The sequence below is a fragment of the Staphylococcus pseudoxylosus genome (assembly GCF_044794325.1).
Lineage (GTDB): Bacteria > Bacillota > Bacilli > Staphylococcales > Staphylococcaceae > Staphylococcus > Staphylococcus pseudoxylosus.
Genome location: NZ_CP085024.1, coordinates 1,907,182 through 1,927,926 on the forward strand (window position 1 = coordinate 1,907,182; position 20,745 = coordinate 1,927,926).

At 31.5% G+C, this 20,745-nt stretch carries 20 protein-coding genes and 1 tRNA gene; 6 read left to right on the forward strand and 15 right to left on the reverse strand.

The window, feature by feature from the left end; genetic code table 11:
- Positions 1–2: 2 nt before the first annotated feature.
- On the reverse strand, positions 3–170 hold the full coding sequence (locus LG295_RS09135; protein ID WP_164972240.1) for a hypothetical protein: 168 nt from the start codon (positions 168–170) through the stop codon (positions 3–5).
- 22 nt (positions 171–192) lie between these two features.
- A complete protein-coding gene (locus tag LG295_RS09140) occupies positions 193–441 on the reverse strand; it encodes a helix-turn-helix transcriptional regulator (protein WP_404475737.1) in 249 nt (82 codons plus the stop codon).
- A gap of 167 nt (positions 442–608) precedes the next feature.
- Here LG295_RS09140 and LG295_RS09145 point away from each other — a divergent pair, with 167 nt between their 5' ends.
- The 5 genes from LG295_RS09145 (at position 609) to LG295_RS09165 (ending at position 5,681) form a co-directional block, all read left to right on the forward strand.
- Positions 609–1,358, forward strand: coding sequence for a helix-turn-helix domain-containing protein (locus LG295_RS09145; RefSeq protein ID WP_404475739.1), 750 nt, complete (start codon positions 609–611; stop codon positions 1,356–1,358).
- A 34-nt stretch (positions 1,359–1,392) separates the two neighbouring features.
- Complete coding sequence (locus LG295_RS09150) at positions 1,393–2,547, forward strand: SAP domain-containing protein (protein WP_232164492.1); 1,155 nt, start codon at positions 1,393–1,395, stop codon at positions 2,545–2,547.
- Between the two features lie 167 nt (positions 2,548–2,714).
- Entirely contained in the window at positions 2,715–3,338 is a 624-nt protein-coding gene (locus LG295_RS09155; RefSeq protein WP_404475740.1) for a DUF6037 family protein, read from the forward strand.
- Between the two features lie 17 nt (positions 3,339–3,355).
- Positions 3,356–4,333: a hypothetical protein gene (locus LG295_RS09160; protein WP_232164494.1), complete on the forward strand. Its 978-nt coding sequence runs from the start codon at positions 3,356–3,358 to the stop codon at positions 4,331–4,333.
- A gap of 304 nt (positions 4,334–4,637) precedes the next feature.
- Complete coding sequence (locus tag LG295_RS09165; protein ID WP_404475741.1) at positions 4,638–5,681, forward strand: tyrosine-type recombinase/integrase; 1,044 nt, start codon at positions 4,638–4,640, stop codon at positions 5,679–5,681.
- A gap of 133 nt (positions 5,682–5,814) precedes the next feature.
- Here the strand turns inward: LG295_RS09165 and LG295_RS09170 are convergent.
- The 13 genes from LG295_RS09170 to zapA all read right to left on the reverse strand — a co-directional run bounded on the left by LG295_RS09170 (position 5,815) and on the right by zapA (position 19,375).
- Positions 5,815–5,888, reverse strand: a tRNA-Arg gene (locus LG295_RS09170).
- A gap of 318 nt (positions 5,889–6,206) precedes the next feature.
- Entirely contained in the window at positions 6,207–6,716 is a 510-nt protein-coding gene (locus LG295_RS09175; RefSeq protein WP_107529702.1) for a YfcE family phosphodiesterase, read from the reverse strand.
- On the reverse strand, positions 6,710–7,297 hold the full coding sequence (locus tag LG295_RS09180) for an XTP/dITP diphosphatase (protein WP_318832958.1): 588 nt from the start codon (positions 7,295–7,297) through the stop codon (positions 6,710–6,712). The genes LG295_RS09175 and LG295_RS09180 overlap by 7 nt, the downstream gene beginning before the upstream one ends.
- Before the next feature lie 11 nt (positions 7,298–7,308).
- On the reverse strand, positions 7,309–8,109 hold the full coding sequence (gene racE / locus LG295_RS09185) for a glutamate racemase (protein ID WP_318832959.1): 801 nt from the start codon (positions 8,107–8,109) through the stop codon (positions 7,309–7,311).
- A gap of 208 nt (positions 8,110–8,317) precedes the next feature.
- A complete protein-coding gene (sdhB, locus tag LG295_RS09190) occupies positions 8,318–9,130 on the reverse strand; it encodes a succinate dehydrogenase iron-sulfur subunit (RefSeq protein ID WP_318833044.1) in 813 nt (270 codons plus the stop codon).
- A gap of 2 nt (positions 9,131–9,132) precedes the next feature.
- Entirely contained in the window at positions 9,133–10,896 is a 1,764-nt protein-coding gene (gene sdhA, locus LG295_RS09195) for a succinate dehydrogenase flavoprotein subunit (RefSeq protein WP_107529704.1), read from the reverse strand.
- Between the two features lie 45 nt (positions 10,897–10,941).
- On the reverse strand, positions 10,942–11,553 hold the full coding sequence (locus LG295_RS09200; protein WP_107529705.1) for a succinate dehydrogenase cytochrome b558 subunit: 612 nt from the start codon (positions 11,551–11,553) through the stop codon (positions 10,942–10,944).
- Between the two features lie 330 nt (positions 11,554–11,883).
- On the reverse strand, positions 11,884–13,671 hold the full coding sequence (gene uvrC, locus LG295_RS09205) for an excinuclease ABC subunit UvrC (protein WP_107529706.1): 1,788 nt from the start codon (positions 13,669–13,671) through the stop codon (positions 11,884–11,886).
- Between the two features lie 333 nt (positions 13,672–14,004).
- The gene (trxA, locus tag LG295_RS09210) at positions 14,005–14,319 is read right to left on the reverse strand and encodes a thioredoxin (protein WP_017724191.1); all 315 of its coding nucleotides are present in this window, start codon (positions 14,317–14,319) and stop codon (positions 14,005–14,007) included.
- An 81-nt stretch (positions 14,320–14,400) separates the two neighbouring features.
- Positions 14,401–16,749, reverse strand: coding sequence for an endonuclease MutS2 (locus LG295_RS09215; RefSeq protein WP_318832960.1), 2,349 nt, complete (start codon positions 16,747–16,749; stop codon positions 14,401–14,403).
- A gap of 9 nt (positions 16,750–16,758) precedes the next feature.
- Entirely contained in the window at positions 16,759–18,471 is a 1,713-nt protein-coding gene (gene polX / locus LG295_RS09220; RefSeq protein WP_404475745.1) for a DNA polymerase/3'-5' exonuclease PolX, read from the reverse strand.
- Between the two features lie 116 nt (positions 18,472–18,587).
- Positions 18,588–19,109, reverse strand: a complete 522-nt coding sequence (locus LG295_RS09225; protein WP_107529709.1) for a CvpA family protein — start codon at positions 19,107–19,109, stop codon at positions 18,588–18,590.
- On the reverse strand, positions 19,109–19,375 hold the full coding sequence (gene zapA, locus LG295_RS09230) for a cell division protein ZapA (protein WP_107529710.1): 267 nt from the start codon (positions 19,373–19,375) through the stop codon (positions 19,109–19,111). Before zapA ends, LG295_RS09225 begins: the two co-directional genes overlap by 1 nt.
- Before the next feature lie 310 nt (positions 19,376–19,685).
- Here zapA and rnhC point away from each other — a divergent pair, with 310 nt between their 5' ends.
- Positions 19,686–20,615, forward strand: a complete 930-nt coding sequence (rnhC, locus tag LG295_RS09235) for a ribonuclease HIII (protein ID WP_318832962.1) — start codon at positions 19,686–19,688, stop codon at positions 20,613–20,615.
- Positions 20,616–20,745 lie beyond the last annotated feature (130 nt).

The window sequence follows — 20,745 nt, forward strand, 5'->3', positions numbered from 1 at the left end:
TTTTAGTCCTTCCGCTTTATTGGCGTAGGGACTTCATACTTAAATTTTGTGGTAATGATAGTTTTGCCACCGTTTACTTCTTCGTTTTCTTGAGCCCATTCAATAGATTTAATTTCTTTATTTTTCACTTTGTCTTGTAACTCTTTTAATTTGCCTTCAAAATTTTCCATTCCTTCACCTCCCGAATTTTCACTAACTCTCTACCTTCTCTTTACTATTCATGTGCATTTTTGGAACATTACTTTTAAAAAAATATTTAGGAAACAACATTTGAATTGGAATTTTCAAATCTTCAGAGAATATTTCTGCCTCATCTAAATTTATTGGTAAAATACCACGTTCTCTTTTACCATATTGCTGAGCTGATACACCAATTAATTCTCCCATGTAAGTCTGTGTTTTTTTAGCTTCTTTTCTGAAGCTATACAACTCTTTGTGCATTTTTGGAACACCTCCTTGATTCAACTGTACCTCATGTGTTCCAAAATTGCAAGTGCTAAAAGTTAAATTTTGCTACTCTTTACCTTATTCCATTATTCCATTGCATTTTTGGAACTCTGAATATATAATTACAGTGTAGAACGTAAAAATGAATGGAGAAATTTATAATGAATGAATTCCCAAAAAACTTAGAATATCTTATGCACAAAAACAATATAGATGATACTAAGCTTGGTGAGTTAGTTGATGTTAACAGAACTACTGTTACGCGTTGGAGAAAAGGAATTAGAAGTCCTAAACTAGAAAAACTTCCTGAGATAGCTCATGTATTTAATGTTGAACCCATTGATTTGGTTAGAAAAGAATTAACAAATCCCACCATTACACAAATAACAGAAGTATCTATTAAATTAACTAGTGAAGCACAACATCGTGTCCTTTCTTATGCTGAACATCAATATAAAGAACAAGAAAGCACAGTAAATGAAGATACTTTTAATGTAACTAATATATATAATCACAAAAAAGAAAATAAAGAAAATGAAGAAAATGTAATCCCCTTCCCTATATACGGTGCGACTGGTGCTGGTGTGGGTGAAGAACTATATGATGATGTTTTATATGAAGAAATTAATATCAATGTAAATGATCTACCTAAAGATGCTGAATTCGGAATACTGGTTAATGGCGATTCCATGGAACCAATTTTTGATAAAGGGAGCTATGCTTTCGTTAGCAAACAAACTCAAGTGTTTAACAACACAATTGCTTTAGTTGTATTAAATAATGCTGCATTGATTAAGAAAGTTGTTTTTAATGATAAGACAGTGAAGTTGGTATCAATCAATCCTTACTATGATGATATCTATGTAAGAGATAATGACAATTTTAGAGTTGTTGGGAGAATTGTAATATAAAAATTAGTATGAATATAAGTGAAGGAGATTATAAATGGAACTGAATGCATATGATTTACTTATTTTACATTTAAATGTAAATAGAAAAGTTGGAAATGAAGTCACTAACCATAATTACTTAATTGAAAATAAAATTTCAGTTAAGAATCATTTGAAAAATCTAATAGATAATAAAATATTGGTTTTAAAATCTGATTATGATAATTCCTTACCGTTATTAAAAGTTACTGAACTAAAGAAAATACTTAGAAATAACAATTTAAAAGTTGGTGGTAAAAAACAAGAACTCATTGAAAGAATAAAAGAAAATATCCCTATAGAAGATGTGGAGTTAGACGAAGTATATGTGGCTACATCTAGTGGGAAAGAATTACTAAAAGAAACTGATTACATTCTACATTTTTATAACTCACATTTAATTAGCTTAGCCTCAGCACATAATATTGCAAACCAAAATATTAATTCAGAAGATAAAATTGAAACTATATATTTAACACTTATAAAACATAATAATACTAAAACCAACCAATATAACTTAACTAGTATTCTAAATTCTCTAATAAACTATTATAAAAAAATAGGAAAAGATGAAAATTACATTCGGCAATATATAAACCTTTACTTCTATTTAGAATTTTATAGAGATTTGGAACTTCAAGGATATTGGTTTGAATATGAAGAAGACAAAAATATATTCGATTATTTTTATATAAGCTCTGATTATTTGGAATATTATGAAAATCAATTATTAATTAAAAATGTAAACGAACAAACACTTAAAACCTTATTTTATAAAGATATAACATTGTTTGTAGATGCAAATAAAAACTTATGCGAAGACTTCTTTAATATTATTATATCTAAAGTACATAACATTCCTTTATCAATAGAAGACTTCCCCTATATTAATAAATATCTAGATGAACAAGCTAACACAAAACCAGAAAAATACAATTTTAGAGGAATTGAAGCAAGGGTTACTAGGAATAATTCGATATCAAATTCTAGTATAAGGAAAACACCTAACTCCTCTGAATCAAAAGTAACTACTAAGTCACAAGAACCGCATAATAACTCTAATTCCTTTACCCTTTCACAAAGTAAAAATAATAATAATAATAAAATGGGGCTTGGTTGCTTGTGGATTCTTATTGCTCTATCATTTTTTGTCGGTGTACTAGTTTATTAGAAGGAAAAATAAAGTGTATTTTTAATGTCGTGCTATTAATAATATTGTTATCCGTTAATCTATATTGCTTCATATTTTTCATTAAGCGTAAAAAATAATGACAACTTCAGAGTTGTTGGGATAATTATAATATAAAAACCAGTTTACTTTATAAGGAGTAGATATCCATGTGCAATTTACATTTATCAAATATGCAATTAATATTCGATGATATGAGTAATAAAGATTACATTATTGATTCATTTAAATTCAAGTACAAAGATGAAAATTATTTAGTATTTATTCGTAGATTTAAAGGTGAATTTATTAAAAGGATAAATAAATATGCAAAGGTACAATTAACATTTTATAAAGAGTCAACTATTAAAGATTCGTTGGTAGTTGAAGCAAATAATAATGGTTTAATTATAGATGATTTCAATATTCTATATAATTTTTTTGGTATCAAATCATCTAGTTTTGGTAAAGGACTATTTCCTTTCTATGAGAGTCTTAATAATGCAATTCCCACTGAAGCAAATCTAAACTCAAGTAAAGAAAAAAATATTTCTTTAGCAAAGGAACTTTATAAAGATGACGTCGATGAAATGGATAAAATTTATTGTATAGGAGTTACTCGTTTACCAAAAGATAGAAAAAGATCAGAGCGAAGAAATGAAAAAGCAAAAAGATTAAGACCTGCCCTTTATGAATTTTTTGATGACCCAAGTATTACTTTTAACTTTTCACCTCATGACTGGAAAGAAAAATCTGATGAACAAATCATTAAGGATGCTGCAGGTAGAATTTGATAAAGAGGAGAATTTTCATGACAAAAATGAAAGATTTTGTGTATCTAGATACTGATGAGGTGTCTAGTATTTCTGCGCAATTATTCGAAGGTAAAATATTAGAATTGATAACTGAAAAATCACAACAAACAGGAAATAACACTACTGATCAATACGGTTCTGAAGAGACAACTGAAACGAAAGCAAATATTGGAATCACTGGTACTAATATTGGAGGACAGCAAGCCAATAATTCTTTTGAAAATAAATCAATAGAATTTTTAAACAATGAAACTTTTAAAAGTGGTGTTAAAAAAGCTTATGATGATTTTTTATATAATAAAATACTCGATGAATTAGAACAAGTAGGATTAATTAAAGATGATGATAATTCATCCTTGTATGATTTTATTGAATTGAAAGGAGATTTTGAATTTTACGATAGCAAAACTATTAGTTCTTTTTTTGGTTCAGATATTCTTCAAAGAATTACATTTATGAACGAAGAAAATTTAAAACTACCAACTACCGAAGAAATCAAAACTAGATACGGAGAAGCTAAAAAGATTCATAATAATCAAAAGCAACTAAATGCTAGCAAATATTTCAATGATAAAGAAGAAGTTGAATTTTACGTAAAAAACTACAACAATATACATATTTTCAAATTATTACAAGAACTAACAACTCATCTTAATCAATATTTAAAAGATAAAATTATTCTAATCAATGATAAACGTATTATTATTGGTGCTAGAGAAAATTTGAGAATATATCCAGAAACATTAACATTAGTTTCAGACTTAAAATTAGAAGGATTAGGAAAAGTATTAAAAAAAGATATCTCTTCTATAAACGCAATAAATATGAATCCAAGTACGCTTCAAGATAAAATATTAAAAGTCGGAATTTCTAATATGCTTATGATATTACTAGTTCCTTTATTAGGTTTAAAAGAAAATTGCAAATATGAGTTAATACATCCTGTAGGTTTAGAGTTTTCAAAAATGCCTTGATAATTCTTTCTCCACTTTATCTTGCAATTTCAAATTTTTATTTTCATAATTTGACCTATTAATTTTTGTTTTTCTTTTAAGCAATTCAGAATGATGGCTATTCGACATTTTCTTTTGTTTATTTTCAATTTGACGAATTTTATTAAATAAATTTATCACTCATATCACCCACTTAGTATTTCATTTGATTACTTAAGTAATCAATTTCGATATGATTATAACATATAAATTTTCATGTTACTATTTTATTGAGGGCAGTCTTCACTGCCCTATATATTTTTACCTTTTTTAGGAGGAACAACTTATGAAAACACATCAATATGATAAAAAACTTAAAAAGTGGATGTACGATTTTGTATATGAAGGCAAACGTTATAGAAAAAAAGGATTTAAAACAAAACGTGAAGCTGAATATGCAGGAAATGAAAAGTTTAATGAATTAACTAAAGGGCTTCATCTTGATAATGATTTATCATTTTATGATTACTTTAAGAATTGGTGCGAGACATTCAAACAACCTAATGTTACACCTAAAACTTACAAATCATATAAGGCAGCTATCAAACATATCGGTAATCATTCATTTTCACAGACAAGTCTTAAATCATTAACACGAAATATGTACCAGCAATTTATAAATGAATTTTCTAAAACACACTCAAAAGAAACAATAAGAAAACTAAATGGATATATTAGATCATCAATAGACGATGCTGTTTATGAAGGATTACTACCTAAGAATATTACTTATAAGGTCACATTTAAAGGGTCTAATCCTCCAAAAGATGAACAAAGTAAGTTTATTAACCTAGTAGAATATGAAACACTTAAACAATATTTCAAATCACAAAATAATCGTTCATCCCTCGCCCTATTTATAATGATTTGTACAGGCTGTCGAATAAGTGGTGTTTTAAATATGAAGTATGAATACATTAACCAAGTAAAAAATGAAGTATTTATAGATGAACGTAAAAATGATGTATCACCTCGTACTTTAACAATAGCTAAAGATGATATGAGACACATTACTAGTATGATTGAAAAACTCAAACTAAATACCAAAGGATTACTATTTAATTCTTTTGGTACTACACTTACTATTAACGCTGTTAACAAGCAACTGAAACAGGCCTGTAAGTTACATGGTATTAAACAGATTACTTCACATGCATTAAGACATACGCATTGCTCTTATCTCCTCGCAAATGATGTGTCTATTTATTATATTTCAAAAAGGCTTGGCCATAAAAATATTTCTGTTACCACTGAAATCTATTCCCATTTGTTAGAAGAAAAATATCTTGAAGAAAATAACAAAGCAATTGAAGTTTTATCAGCAATGTAAAAATATATTTCTCGGTGCCATGCCGGTGCCATAAAATTTTATTTTCTATTCTATCGTATAGTAGACAAAATAAAAGAAACCCCGTAACGACGGGGTTTCTAAGTTTGGAATGTGCGCTATTTAACGCTATTAGTGTCCTGGGAGGGATTCGAACCCCCGACCGATGGCTTAGAAGGCCATTGCTCTATCCAGCTGAGCTACCAGGACATATTCTTTTTGAACACAAGAATTATTATATCTAACTTATCGCTATAAAGCAATACTCCAAGCATTAAAAATAAATATGATTTTTCACTTTAATAGACTTTTTATCATCTTTTTTTAATTTCATTAAAAAATTAACTAATTTTAGCATTTTACTAGAATAAAATAGCTTAATAATTTAATGATTTTAGGAGCGAAAATGAAATCAAACTACATTAATCGCCCCTAAAAAGTGCTATCCTCACCAATATTACTTTATTATTCCAATAACTACGCATTATTTAACATAAATTATGTAATTGCTAGCTATATATTTAATCATTATAGACTGAACGTTTCACTATCAATGATTTGATGATTACGATTATAAAAATTTAATTTTACATCTTTTTCAACTTCATCAATCAACAATTCGGCATAGGTCTCTTCTATGTTACTTCTCGATTGTGAAATGCTCCCAGGGTTTATGACATGAACATCACCAATGTGCTCATGTTTAGCCACGTGTGTATGACCATAGAAAGCAAATTGACATCCTGACGCTTTGGCTTGTTCAGCAAGTTGTATACGTGTACGATTCACATTGTATAAATGACCGTGTGTATAAAATGCTTTAATACCATTTACTGCTATAATTTCTTCATTTGGAAATTCAGGGTAAAAATCCGTGTTCCCTTTAACTCTATAAAAATGGCTTAATTCGCTGTCATGATACTCAAATTCGGAATCACCTAGGTGAATCGCAACATCAATATCATTATGGTGGCTTATTACGTCAAAAAGAATACCTTGTTCTGTGTGATTATCACTTACTATAATCCATTTCAACATGATTGTTCACCTTCTAAGTATTGTTGTAACTTTTCAATTGCTTTACCTCTATGACTTACCTCGCTTTTTTCTTCAGCTGTAAGTTGAGCCATCGTTTTATTTTTGTCTTCTAAATAAAATATAGGATCATAACCAAAGCCTTGTTCCCCTATTTGACTTAAAGTAATTTCACCTTCAACGGTGCCTTTAAATTGAATGGTTTCTTCTCCAGGTGCACTCATACTAATAACACACACAAATTGTGCAGCGCGGTTTGTTTCATCACCTAGATTGGTTAGCAATTTTTCTATGTTAGCATTATCATCTTTTTCAGTTCCAGCGTAACGTGCAGAAAATATACCAGGTTCTCCACCTAAGGCAAATACTTCAAGGCCACTGTCATCGGCAATTACACGTTTATTTAATGCCTTAGCAGCCGCTTCTGATTTCAACTTCGCATTTGCTTCAAATGTATCTCCTGTTTCTTCTACATCAAAACCCTCAATTAATTCTGCGATGCCTATTACATTATAGTCAGGAAATATGACTTTAAAATCATTTATTTTGCCTTTATTGTTTGATGCAATTACTATATCTTCCATCGTTTCGTCTCCTATTCTTGTATTTCAATTTTTTCAACTTTCACTTTCATTTTTAACCATTCTTCAATAATTAATTCTATATGTTCAGTTTCTCCGGTAGCAAAAAATTTATGTTCAGGTTGTCGTTTATATCCTGCATGTTCATTACTAAAAGTTAACAATGCGCTAACCTCACGTGCAGTTTCTAACCCTGAAGAAATCACTACTTTTTCCCCGCCAAAATAATCATTTATTGGCTGATATAACAGTGGATAGTGCGTACAGCCTAAAATCACTGTATCAGCATTACTATTTCTCCAATGTTTTAATGTTTGGTGAATAATAATACTTGTGATTGTAGGGTCTTGGTAGCGCATCTGTTCAACTAAAGGGACAAAACCAGGACAAGCTATCCCAGATACTTCAACATTTGGGTTTATATTTTTAATATGATGTCTATAGGCTTCAGATTTAATTGTACCTTCTGTACCTAAAATCAAAACATCATTGTTTTTTGTAGTCATAATTGCTGTTCTTGCACCAGGCTCTATCACTCCAATTACTGGTATTGGCAATATGTTTTGCAAATGTTTTAACGCTACTGCTGTAGCCGTATTACAAGCAATCACTAACATTTTAATATCAAATGCCATTAATTTATGTGCTAATTCTGTAGTGAATTCCCTAACCTGTGAGCCCTCTCTTGGGCCATAAGGGCAACGCTTAATATCACCTAAATAATATATTGTTTCGTTTGGAAGTTGGCGCATAATTTCTTTGGCAACTGTTAAACCACCAACTCCAGAGTCAATTACACCTATTGGTTTGTCCATATTCAATTACATCCTTATTTATTATCTTGTACTTTATTGTAGCATAGTCTTGTTTTCAAAATCATTAATCATGCTAATAGTTAAGTCTTCATCCATAATATATACAATATGTATTTACCCTGTTTAACTTTCAAATAATTATCTGATTTTATAAAAAAAGACTTAACATTTGTTATTAAAATGTTAAGCCTTTAATAATATTGTTCAATTAGTGTACTTGATGATCTGAACCAAAGAATGATTTGAACATGTGGAATGACGTTTCTCTATTTAAAGCGGCAATAGATGTAGTCAATGGTATACCTTTAGGACACGCGTTTACACAGTTTTGTGAGTTACCACATTCTTGTAAACCTCCGCCGCCCATTAAAGCTTCCAAACGTTCGTCTTTTGTCATTGAACCTGTTGGATGCAGATTAAATAGTCTAACTTGTGAAATCGCTTGAGCACCAACAAAGTCGTTTTTACTCGTTACGTTTGGACAAACTTCTAAACAAACACCACAAGTCATACATTTGGAAAGTTCATAAGCAGTTTGACGTTTTTTCTCAGGCATACGTGGACCTGGACCTAAATCATACGTACCATCGATTGGAACCCATGCTTTCATTCGTTTCAAGTTATCGAACATTCTAGTACGATCAACTTGTAAATCACGAATAACTGGGAACGTGCTCATTGGTTCTAATTTGATAGGTTGTTCTAATTGATCAACAATTGCAGAACATGATTGTCTTGCTTGTCCATTGATGACCATTGAACATGCGCCACAAACTTCTTCTAAACAGTTCATATCCCAAATAACAGGTGTTGTTTTTTCGCCTTTACTATTAACTGGGTTACGTCTAATTTCCATTAAACATGCTATAACGTTTAGGTTCTCTCTATAAGGAATTTCAAATTCTTCATTATATGGTGTAGATTTGTCGTTGTCTTGACGTTTTATAATTAATTTAATTGTTTTTTGGCTAGGTTGCTCGTTTTGTACAGGAGTTTCATTAACTTCTTTTGTTTCTACCATCATTATTTACCTCCCTTTGACGCCTTAGAGTAATCACGTTTACGTGGTGGTATTAAACTAATATCAACTGGTTCATAAGTAAACTTAGGTGCTTCTGTTTTGCCTTGATACGTAGCTAATGTTGTTTTCAACCATTCTTCATCATTTCTTTCTGGGAATTCTGGTTTATAATGCGCGCCACGCGATTCATTTCTATTATAAGCACCAATCGTGATTACACGTGCAAGTACTAACATATTCCATAATTGACGTGTAAAGAATACAGCTTGGTTACTCCAAGTTTGAGTATCTTCAATATCGATATCTTGATAACGTTCCATCAATTCTACAATCTTCTTATCTGTTTCTAATAACGCTTTATTTTCACGCACAACTGTAACATTTGCAGTCATGATTTCTCCTAATTCTCTATGAAGTTTATAAGCGTTTTCAGTGCCCTTCATATTTAATAGGTGATCAAATTTTTCTTGTTGATCTTTGACGTGTTTTTCGTAAATGCTCTCATCTAAATCTGTATATGAATCTTCGATATTTGAAATATAATCTACAGCATTTGGACCGGCAACAGTACCACCATAAATTGCAGATAGTAATGAGTTAGCACCTAAGCGGTTACCACCATGTTGTGAAAAGTCACATTCACCAGCTGCAAATAAACCTTTAATATTTGTCATTTGATCATAATCTACGTATAAACCGCCCATTGAGTAATGTACTGCTGGGAAGATTTTCATTGGTACTTTACGAGGATCATCACCAGTGAATTTTTCATAAATCTCGATGATTCCACCTAATTTAATATCCAATTCATGTGGATCTTTATGAGATAAATCTAGATATACCATATTTTCACCGTTGATACCTAATTTTTGATTCACACATACATCAAAAATTTCACGTGTCGCGATATCACGAGGAACTAAGTTACCATAATCTGGGTATTTTTCTTCTAAGAAATACCATGGTTTACCGTCTTTATAAGTCCAAATTCGGCCACCTTCACCACGGGCTGATTCACTCATTAATCTAAGTTTATCATCGCCAGGAATAGCGGTTGGGTGAATCTGAATAAATTCACCGTTAGCATACATTGCACCTTGTTGGTATACAATTGAAGCAGCTGAGCCAGTATTAATCATTGAATTTGTTGTTTTACCAAAGATAATACCAGGACCACCAGTTGCCATAATCACAGCATCTGAACCAAATGATTGAATTTCAGCAGTTGTCATATTTTGAGCAACGATACCTCTTGCCATATTATCATCATCTTTAACTATACCTAAGAATTCCCAGCCTTCATATTTTGTAACTAATCCGTCAACCTCATAGCTACGCACTTGTTCATCTAATGCATAGAGTAATTGTTGACCTGTTGTAGCACCGGCATATGCAGTTCTGTGATACATCGTACCACCGAAACGTCTAAAGTCTAATAGACCTTCTTTAGTTCTATTAAACATTACGCCCATACGGTCAAGTAAATGAATAATTTTAGGTGCTGCATCAGTCATTGCTTTTACAGGTGGTTGGTTTGCTAAGAAGTCTCCACCATAAACAGTATCATCTAAATGCACTGACGGAGAATCTCCTTCACCTTTCGTATTTACCGCTCCGTTAATGCCACCTTGTGCACAAACAGAGTGTGAACGTTTAACAGGAACAAGTGAGAACAGGTCTACATGCGCACCCTGCTCTGCTGCTTTAATTGTTGACATTAGACCAGCTAGTCCACCACCGACAACAATAATTTTCTTCTCTGCCATAAATTGTCACTCCCTCAAATATATGTGAAACTTTATTTTGTAATTTTATAAAAATGCTAATATTGCGCTAATACCGATGTATGAAACAACTAGGAATACAACAAGTGAAACCCATGTAAAGATTTGTTGTGATTTTTTAGATTGTAATACACCCCAAGTAACTAGGAATGACCATAAACCATTCGCAAAGTGGAATGTTACAGCTAATAAACATACAATATAGAAAATCAACCAAAATGGATTAGTTACAATGTCGTGGACCATATCAAAGTTCACTTCATGTCCTAAGGCACGTTGTATTCTTGTCTGCCATAAATGAATCCCTATAAACACAAAAGTTATGATACCTGTGACACGTTGTAACAAGAACATCCAGTTTCTAAACGCTGAATAGTGCCCCACGTTCTCTTTTGCCGTAAAGGCAATATGTACGCCGTATACTGCATGGTACAGAATTGGAATGTAGATAACAGCAAATTCCAACACAATTAAAAAAGGTAATGATTCCATAAATCCAGCTGCCTTGTTGAACGCTTCAGCACCTTTAGTTGCCTGATGGTTAACAAGTAAATGGACTAATAAGAATCCACCTATTGGTATTACACCTAGTAAAGAATGTAATCGTCTTAAATAGAATTGATTTTTCGAGTATGCCAAAAGGAAGTCCCCCCTGTGAAACAATTAATTTTTTAGATTTCTTTTTTTTGATGTGAAAGTAATTGAAATTTCTAAATAACTACTGAGCACAATAACTTTCCTAGCATTGTATGTTTGTTACAACACAATATTATTGCGCATTTTTAAATATAGAAGTATTATACAAAGTCTATTTTTATACATAATTTAAAATACAGTGTCAATGAGAATATTCTCAATTAGAAAACGCTTCCACATACATGTAAAAAAAGAATTCCTGTTATTTGCTATTGTAACACTAATTAAATAGAAAATGGGCATGAGAATGATTCTCATGCCACAAAGTTTTTACTACTTTTTGTCGTATAACGCTTGATGAAGATTCTCAGCAACATTTTGTGGGAGTCCTGATTTTTTTAAATCTTCTAGGCTCGCTTCTTTCATTTTCTTAATAGAACCAAATGTACGTAATAATTTGGTCTTTCTTTTAGCTCCAATTCCATCTACAGTATCTAACACAGATTGTAATCCAGTCTTCTGTCTTGTTTGTCTATGGAATGTGATTGCAAATCTATGCACTTCGTCTTGTATTCTTTGAAGTAAATAAAATGGCTGACTATTTTTCTTCATAGGAACAACTTCGGCATTTTCACCATAAAGAATTTCTGATGTTTGGTGCTTATCATTTTTACGCAATCCTGCTACTGGTATATCAAGCCCTAATTCATTTTCAAGGACATCAAGCACGCCACTCATATGCCCTTTACCACCATCTACAATAATCAAATCTGGTAATGGACTGCCTTCGTTAAGTACTCGCGTATAACGTCGACGCACAACTTCACGCATAGATTTATAATCATCTGGACCAACAACTGACTTTATCTTATATTTGCGATACCCTTTTTTATTAGGTTTACCATCCACAAATGATACCATTGCCGAAACAGGATTTACACCTTGAATATTTGAATTATCAAAGGCCTCTATACGAATTGGTGTTTGAATGCCCATCACATCACCAAGCTCTTCTATTGCTTTAACTGTACGTGATTCATCTTTAGCAATTAACTCAAATTTATTTTCAAGTGTAATCTCCGCATTATGGTTAGCTAAATCTACCATATCTTTCTTCTTACCTTTTAGAGGCTGAACAATTTTAGTATCTACAACAGATTGGATGATATCTTTATCAAGATGCTTTGGAACGTGTACTTCTTTGGGTAAAATATGTTGATTCAAATCATAAAACTGACCAATAAAAGTATAAAACTCTTCTTCTTCGGTCTGTTGAATTGGTATCATTGTAGCATCTCTTTTAATCATATTTCCTTGTCTTATAAAGAAGACTTGAATACACATCCAGCCTTTTGACACACTGTAGCCGAATACATCTCTAACAGTACTGTCAGAGGACGTAACTTTTTGCTTTTTATTTAAATTGTGTATATGTTGAATTAAATCTCGATACTCTTTTGCGCGTTCAAAATCTAATGATTCACTGGATTCTTGCATTTTTTCTTCTAAATTATGCAAAATGGTTTTATCTTCACCGTTTAAAAAATCTGTAATTTCTTTGGTCATCTCTGCATATTTTTCTAAATCAACTGGATAAACACAAGGTCCTAAACATTGTCCTATATGATAATAAAGGCATAATTTATCAGGCATTTTATCACATTTCCTAAAAGGATAAATACGGTCTAATAACTTTTTAGTTTCTTGTGCTGAGTACGCGTTAGGGTATGGACCAAAATATTTACCGCTTCCCTTTTTAACTGTACGTGTAACAATTAGTCTTGGGTATTTTTCTTTAGTTATTTTAATAAAAGGATAGCTTTTATCATCTTTTAATAAAATATTGTATCGCGGTTGGTATTGTTTGATTAGATTCAACTCTAACAATAAGGATTCTGTTTCACTCGATGTTACTATAAATTCAAAATTACGAATTTCACTGACTAAGCGTGTCGTTTTAGCATCATGCGCTCCTGTAAAATAAGACCTTAATCTATTTCTTAACTTCTTGGCCTTACCAACATATATAATTTGGTTGTTACGATCTTTCATTAAATAACAACCTGGTTCAGTAGGTACTACTGTAAGTTTTTGTTTAATGTCTTTTTGATATGTTTCCATAATTCGAGCAGCCTCCTTTCTTTATCATTTACATATCGATTATGTGTAGTTTATAAAGTCATAACAATTACTATTAAAAATCTATATCTACACTATTATAAAATAGCTTAGCTATATTACACAATTTATTGAAATTTTTACGCTTTAACTCTATGAATAATTATATAATATAACTGGCATAAATTAAGCTATACTAGCACCTAAAAATAGGCTGTTTAAACTTATATTCATTTGTAAGATTAAATCGTTCTTATCTTTCAAATAAACTATTTTCTAACTGATTAAAAAATCCAGGACATTGATATGTCCCGGACTTGGTAGTTCTTTAGTATATTATAAGTGTTTTTCGATTACTTCAGCTAAGTTTTCTTTAGGTTGGAAACCTACAACTTTATCTACTGGTTCACCATCTTTAAATACGATTAAAGTTGGGATACTCATAACTTCAAATTTAGCAGCTGTTGATGGATTTTCATCTACATCAAGTTTTAAAATATTAGCCTTACCTTCAAAATCACCAGCTAAATCTTCTAATACTGGAGCAATCATCTTACAAGGGCCACACCAAGTTGCCCAAAAATCTACTAAATTTACCCCTGATTGAATATTTTCATCAAAGTTTGAATCCGTTACTTTTACGATTGCCATAACTGCCAATCCTCCTTAAATTTCAAATGATGAAGAAATTATAACAGACTTTATGATATTCTGCATACCTCTTGCTCACGATTATTTTAATTCTACTACGGTTACGCCAAATCCGCCTTCACTTGGCATGCCGTTTCTATATGATGACACACTTTTATGTCGTTTCAAATGATTTTGCACACCTTTTTGTAGAGCGCCTGTACCTTTACCATGAATAATATAAACTTGTTCATAATTACTTAATACAGCCTGATCTAAATATTGATCTACAGCAACCATTGCTTCGTCGTAGCGATAGCCACGTAAATCAAGTTCCATTTTGATACTTTGTCTATTTTCACGTTTGATCATTTTAGTAGGTTCTTCTTTAGTTTTCTTAGTTTTTTCCAAGTCCTCTAAAGGTAGTTTCATCTTAATGATACCCATCTGTACTACTGCTTCATTATTATCGATTAGTTCTAAGACTTCACCTTTTTGGCCATAAGTCAGTACTTTAACTTCGTCACCAGCTTTAATGGTATCCCATTTTTTCTTCTCAACATTTTGCTTAATTGATTTAGCTTCATACTGATCGTCCAGTTGTTTCTTCTTGTCAATTAGTTCATGTTCTTTTACATCTGCACCTTTTTTATCTCTCAATTCACGTAATTCTTTTAAGATTTCATCCGCTTCATTAGTAGCTGATTTCACACGTTGATTTGCTTTTTCTTTAGCTTCATTCATGAGTTGCTTTTCGTGATTTTGATATTGTTCATATTGTTTTGCTAAAGCATCATGTGTATCTTGAGCTTCTCTAAGCAGGCGGTCTAACTCGATGCGTTGCTCATCGACACGTTTTGAATTTGTTTCAAGCGAAGCTATCATTTCATTAATTTCTTGTTCGTCTTGGCCAATCATAGATTTAGCTTTTTGAATAACTTGAATGTTTAGTCCTAGTTTTTTTGAAATGTCAAAAGCATTTGAACGTCCTGGGACGCCCATCAACAATTTGTAAGTTGGGCTCAATGTATTAACATCAAACTCTACACTCGCATTCATAACACCGTCTCTATTATAGCTATATGCTTTTAATTCTGGATAGTGTGTGGTTGCCATTACTAAAGAACCAATATCATGTACATAATCTAAAATACTCATTGCTAGTGCGGCACCTTCACTTGGATCTGTACCTGCCCCTAATTCATCAAATAAAATCAAACTATGTTTTGTAGTTTCTTGTAAAATTTCAACAATATTTTTCATATGTGAAGAAAATGTAGAAAGTGACTGTTCAATAGATTGTTCATCGCCGATGTCACAGAACACATTTTCAAATACACTCAATTTACTGCCATCAAGTGTAGGTATCAACATACCTGATTGTGCCATCATAATAATTAAACCAAGTGTTTTTAACGTAACAGTCTTACCACCTGTATTAGGACCAGTAATAATAACCGTCTCAATATCTTGTGCAAATTCAATTGTATTAGCTACAACAGTATCTCTGTCCAATAAGGGATGATAAGCTTTTGGTAAATATACTGTTCTTTCAGCCGTAAACTCTGGTTTAGTTCCTTTAATTGAACTTGCATAACGTGCTTTAGCAGTTAGAAAATCAATTTGGCCCATTATAGATTCTGACATCAAACAAGATTCAGCTTCTTCAGCTACATAGCCAGTGAGTTCCGATAAAATCCTTTCTTTTTCAACGGCTTCGTCATTACGTAAACGGCTAATTTGATTACTCATTTCTACTATTGATGATGGCTCAATATATAACGTTTGTCCTGAAGCCGATTGGTCGTGAACTATACCATTAAAATCTTGTCTATATTCCGCTTTCACCGGGATAACATTACGCTCATTACGTACAGTCACAATTGCATCGGATAATTTTTTCTGATTACCTTGACTTTTAACAATTTTATCCAAGTTTTGTTTGATTCGCTGTGTCGTACTGGAAATTTTACTTCTAATACCTTGTAATTCATAACTGGCATTGTCATATAAATCATAAGCATCACATTTTTCATGTATACTTTGATATAAATCAGTCAAGATAGGTAACTGTTCCATTCTGTCATTGAGAATTGGGTAATTAATCGTTTCTTCTTCGTTAATAAGATTGTTGTAAAATGTCTTATATTGATTTTGTATTTGTATAAGACGTTTAATCACATTTAATTCACTCACATTTAGCACACCACCAATACTAGCTCTATGGATAAATGCTGAAATTTTTGCTAATCCGCTTAAACTAGGCATACGATGCTTATTGTAAATCTGTGAAATTTCATCGGTCTCATTCATTTGAAATTCTACAGTTTCAAAATCAGTTGCAGGTGCCATTGCGACAACTTTTTCTTTTCCTAAATCACTAATTGCTTCATTTTCAACTAACAATTTGATTTTATCGAATTCTAAGACATCTAATGATTTCTGTCTCATCTAATCCCTCTATTTCTTCAATTTAATATTATTTTCTATTAGCGATTTAAAATCTTCGCGAGACATTGTATTAATAACTCTGTCTTTTTTCACAAATCCTTTTTGTGCAGTTGCAATACCATATTTCATAAATTCTAAATGATCTACATGGTGTGCATCTGTGTTAATTGTTAAATTAACATTCGGATGTTTTTTAACAGTTTCGGCATTTAAATCTAAACGTTTAGGATTTGCGTTAATTTCTAAAATTGTATTTGTTTCAGCTGCTATCTCACATAATCTGTCAATATCCGGTTCATAGCCAGGGCGTTTCCCTATGATTCGTCCCGTCGGGTGCGCAATGTGTCTAACATATGGATTACGACATGCATTTTCCAAACGTTGCATAATTTCATCTTGTGATTGATTAAAACTTTGATGTATTGCAGCTATAACATAATCTAATTGTGCTAAGACTTCATCATCATAATCTAAACGTCCATCTGGTAATATATCCATCTCTATTCCTGAATAAATATCAATTTCATCATATTTCTCATTTAAAGCTTTTATTTCTTCATTCTGGCGTAATAACCTTTCTACAGACAAACCATTTGCTACTTTCAAACTCTGTGAATGGTCTGTAATCACCATAAATTGATATCCTTTCGCGATATTAGCTTTGACCATTTCTTCTAAACTAAATGCGCCATCACTATATGTTGTATGCATATGAATATCTCCTTGGATATCATCTAATTTTATAATTTCTGATAAGTCTTTATCAAACTCACTGCCATCTTCTCTAATTGCAGGTTCAATCCAATTAACACCAAAATGTTCGTAAATCTCTTTTTCACTTTGGTATTGAATGATGTTTCCGTCTGCTTGTTCAATTCCATATTCGCTTACTTTTTCATCTTGTTCTTTTGCTAATTGGCGTATGCGAATATTATGATCTTTGGAACCTGTAAAGTGCTGTAATGTATGATAAAACGCTGATGGTTCAATTAGCCTAAAATCAACACCAATGGTTTCATCATCAAAACTTAGTTCTAATGATACCTTTGTTTGACCAATGGCAATATCTTTAACTTTGTTCGGAATATTTAATAATGCTTGTTGTACATTGGCTGGTTCATCTGTACTAATTATATAATCCAAATCTTTACTTATTTCTTTATATCTTCTAAAACTTCCAGCAACTTCATATTGTACAATGGCATCAATTTGTGACAAGTATGCATCTATCATTTTATTTAACCCACGCATTTGATCAATAGGATAATTATCTTTTTTAGCGCCTAAGACTTTTACAGCTTCCAATATATTTTGTTCTGTTTTTTTGGCAAAACCACTTAATTCGCTTACTAACCCTTGTTCACATGCAGCTTGTAATGTTTCTTTCCCATCAATATTCAACGCTTTATACAGTTTAGTTATTTTTTTACTACCTAAACCTTGAATTTTCAATAATGGAATAAGACCTTCTGGTACTTCTTGCTTCAAAGATTCTAATGTCGATGAAGTGCCATTTTTACGGTATTCATCTATTACTTCACCTACGCCTTTGCCGATACCCTTTAATTGAGTCACATCTTCTATTTGTTCTATTGGACGTTCGTCAATTTCAAGGCTTTGTGCGGCTTTTCTATATGCCGATACTTTAAATGTATTTTCACCTTTTAATTCCATATAAGTAGCTATTTTTTCTAATAATTGAATAATATCTTTTTTTGTCATTATTTTCACTCCATAGAAAAAGGTCAAGACAGATTACTGTTTTAAATTCAGTAAATTGATTATGTCCTGACCTCCTATATTTTATAAAACCTTATATGTTTATATTCTAAAACACCCTATATATTTAGTACATATGACGATATGAATGGCGCATGAATTATAAAGTATTCAGCCAAATGCCCTTCCATCAACTGTTGTTGTATGAATTCAAGCGGGTATATTGAAATCATATAAAACAAAGTAGCACAAATAATAGTCGAAGAAATCACACTCATTATTACACCTAACGCACGACTTATCCAATTAGGTTGTCTAGATGTTATTACATTATCAAATAGAACGACAATACCATAGCAAAGTATTTTCGTAACAGTTGCTATCATCAAAAATGCTACGATATGATCAAAACGTTGCTGTAGGTTATCAAATTGGAATGCATAGTTCAAATCATATGCACGCGTTTTAGGAAACGGCACAAATAACTCTAATCGTTGTGAAATTTGTGAATGTAAACGATGAGCCACCCAAAGGGAGAACACAGTTGAACCTAAATGTAATGAACTTAACCAAGTGCCCCTTCTAAATCCAATCATGCCTATGTAAAGGAAAATAATTACGATTATTAAATCAATAATCATTATTCTTCTCTATTTTTTAATTGTTTTATTTCTTGTTGTAAACGGTAATTTTCTTCTTCTAACTGTACTTTTTCATGCATTATATTTACAGCTGTAAGAATAGCTTTTCTAGTAGTATCAAGGCCTGTGCTTTTACTAGCTAGTGTTTTCAGCCTCTCATCTACTAAATGCGCTACATAACGGATATGCTCAGGGTTGTCCTCTCCGACGATTGTATAATGTTGATCATTTATAGTTACGTTAATCCGATTTTTAAACTCACCCATATAATAACTCCTGACTTTGAATGTAAATTTCCGAACTTATTCTTTCATTAGTTTCATTAAGTATGTAATCTAGTCATTTAGAATATTTATCACGAACTATTATACACGACATAATATTATTTTGTAAGTGGTGAGATTTGTTATATTAAAAATTCTTGTGATTTATTTTTATTTTGCCTATATTGATAAAAATTTCCTTCAACTTATACATATGTAACTCGTACAATCTGTTCTCAAATTTCACACATGTGATATGATGTTAAATGTCTAAAATTTAATTCAGTTATTTATATAAAGTGAGGTCAATAATATGTCTAATGTTGTACACAAATTAACTAAACAACAGATCGACCAATTAATGTCGAAAATATCTTTTGATACTACAAATGTATCTCAGGGTATGAAAGCTAAAACAAAATATAAAAACACATCTATTTCTGTATATAATTCGAATAAAGTAATGTTTCAAGGTAAAGATGCTGAATCCATCGCATCACAATTATTACCAAATGTCGTTCCAGCTAAGAAAAATTCAGGTAAATCGACAAATTCACAGCAAACAATACAATATAATCGTTATAATTGTATTGGTAGTGATGAAGCAGGCAGTGGTGACTATTTTGGGCCACTTACGGTATGTGCCGCTTATGTTTCTAAAAAAAATGTTCAAATCTTAAAAACATTAGGTGTAGATGACTCTAAAAGATTAACCGACGCTAAGATTGTTGAATTAGCAGAACAACTTGTAACTTTCATCCCTCACTCGTTGTTAACAATGAACAATGATAAATATAATGAAAAACAAAAAGCAGGTTGGTCTCAAGTGAAAATGAAAGCCGTTTTACACAATGAAGCTATTAAAAATGTGACGCAAAAAATTGATACAGAAGCATTAGATTATATTGTCATTGACCAATTCGCTGAATCTGGTGTATACAAGCGTTATGCGTTGAGTGAACTACCCTTTAGCAGCAAAACTAAATTCGAAACTAAAGGAGAATCAAAATCCATTGCTATTGCAGCTGCAAGCATTATCTCAAGATACGCTTTTGTGAAACATATGGATAATTTATCGCGTTCAGCAAAAATGGAAATTCCTAAAGGCGCAAGTAACAAAGTTGACTTAACCGCCGCTAAATTAATTGAGCGTAAAGGCATAGCTTATCTTGATAGTATTTCCAAAAAACATTTTGCAAATAGGCAAAAGGCTGAAAACTTAGTACAAAAAAAGCATAAATAAGCGTGTATGTCTAATTTCAATTCTATTATTTACCATTCTCTTCTATTTGTAGTATGACCTGCACTAAAATGTTTTTCTAGTTACACTGTAAATCTAGTAAGTTATAATTAATACATCAAATAATTTTGGT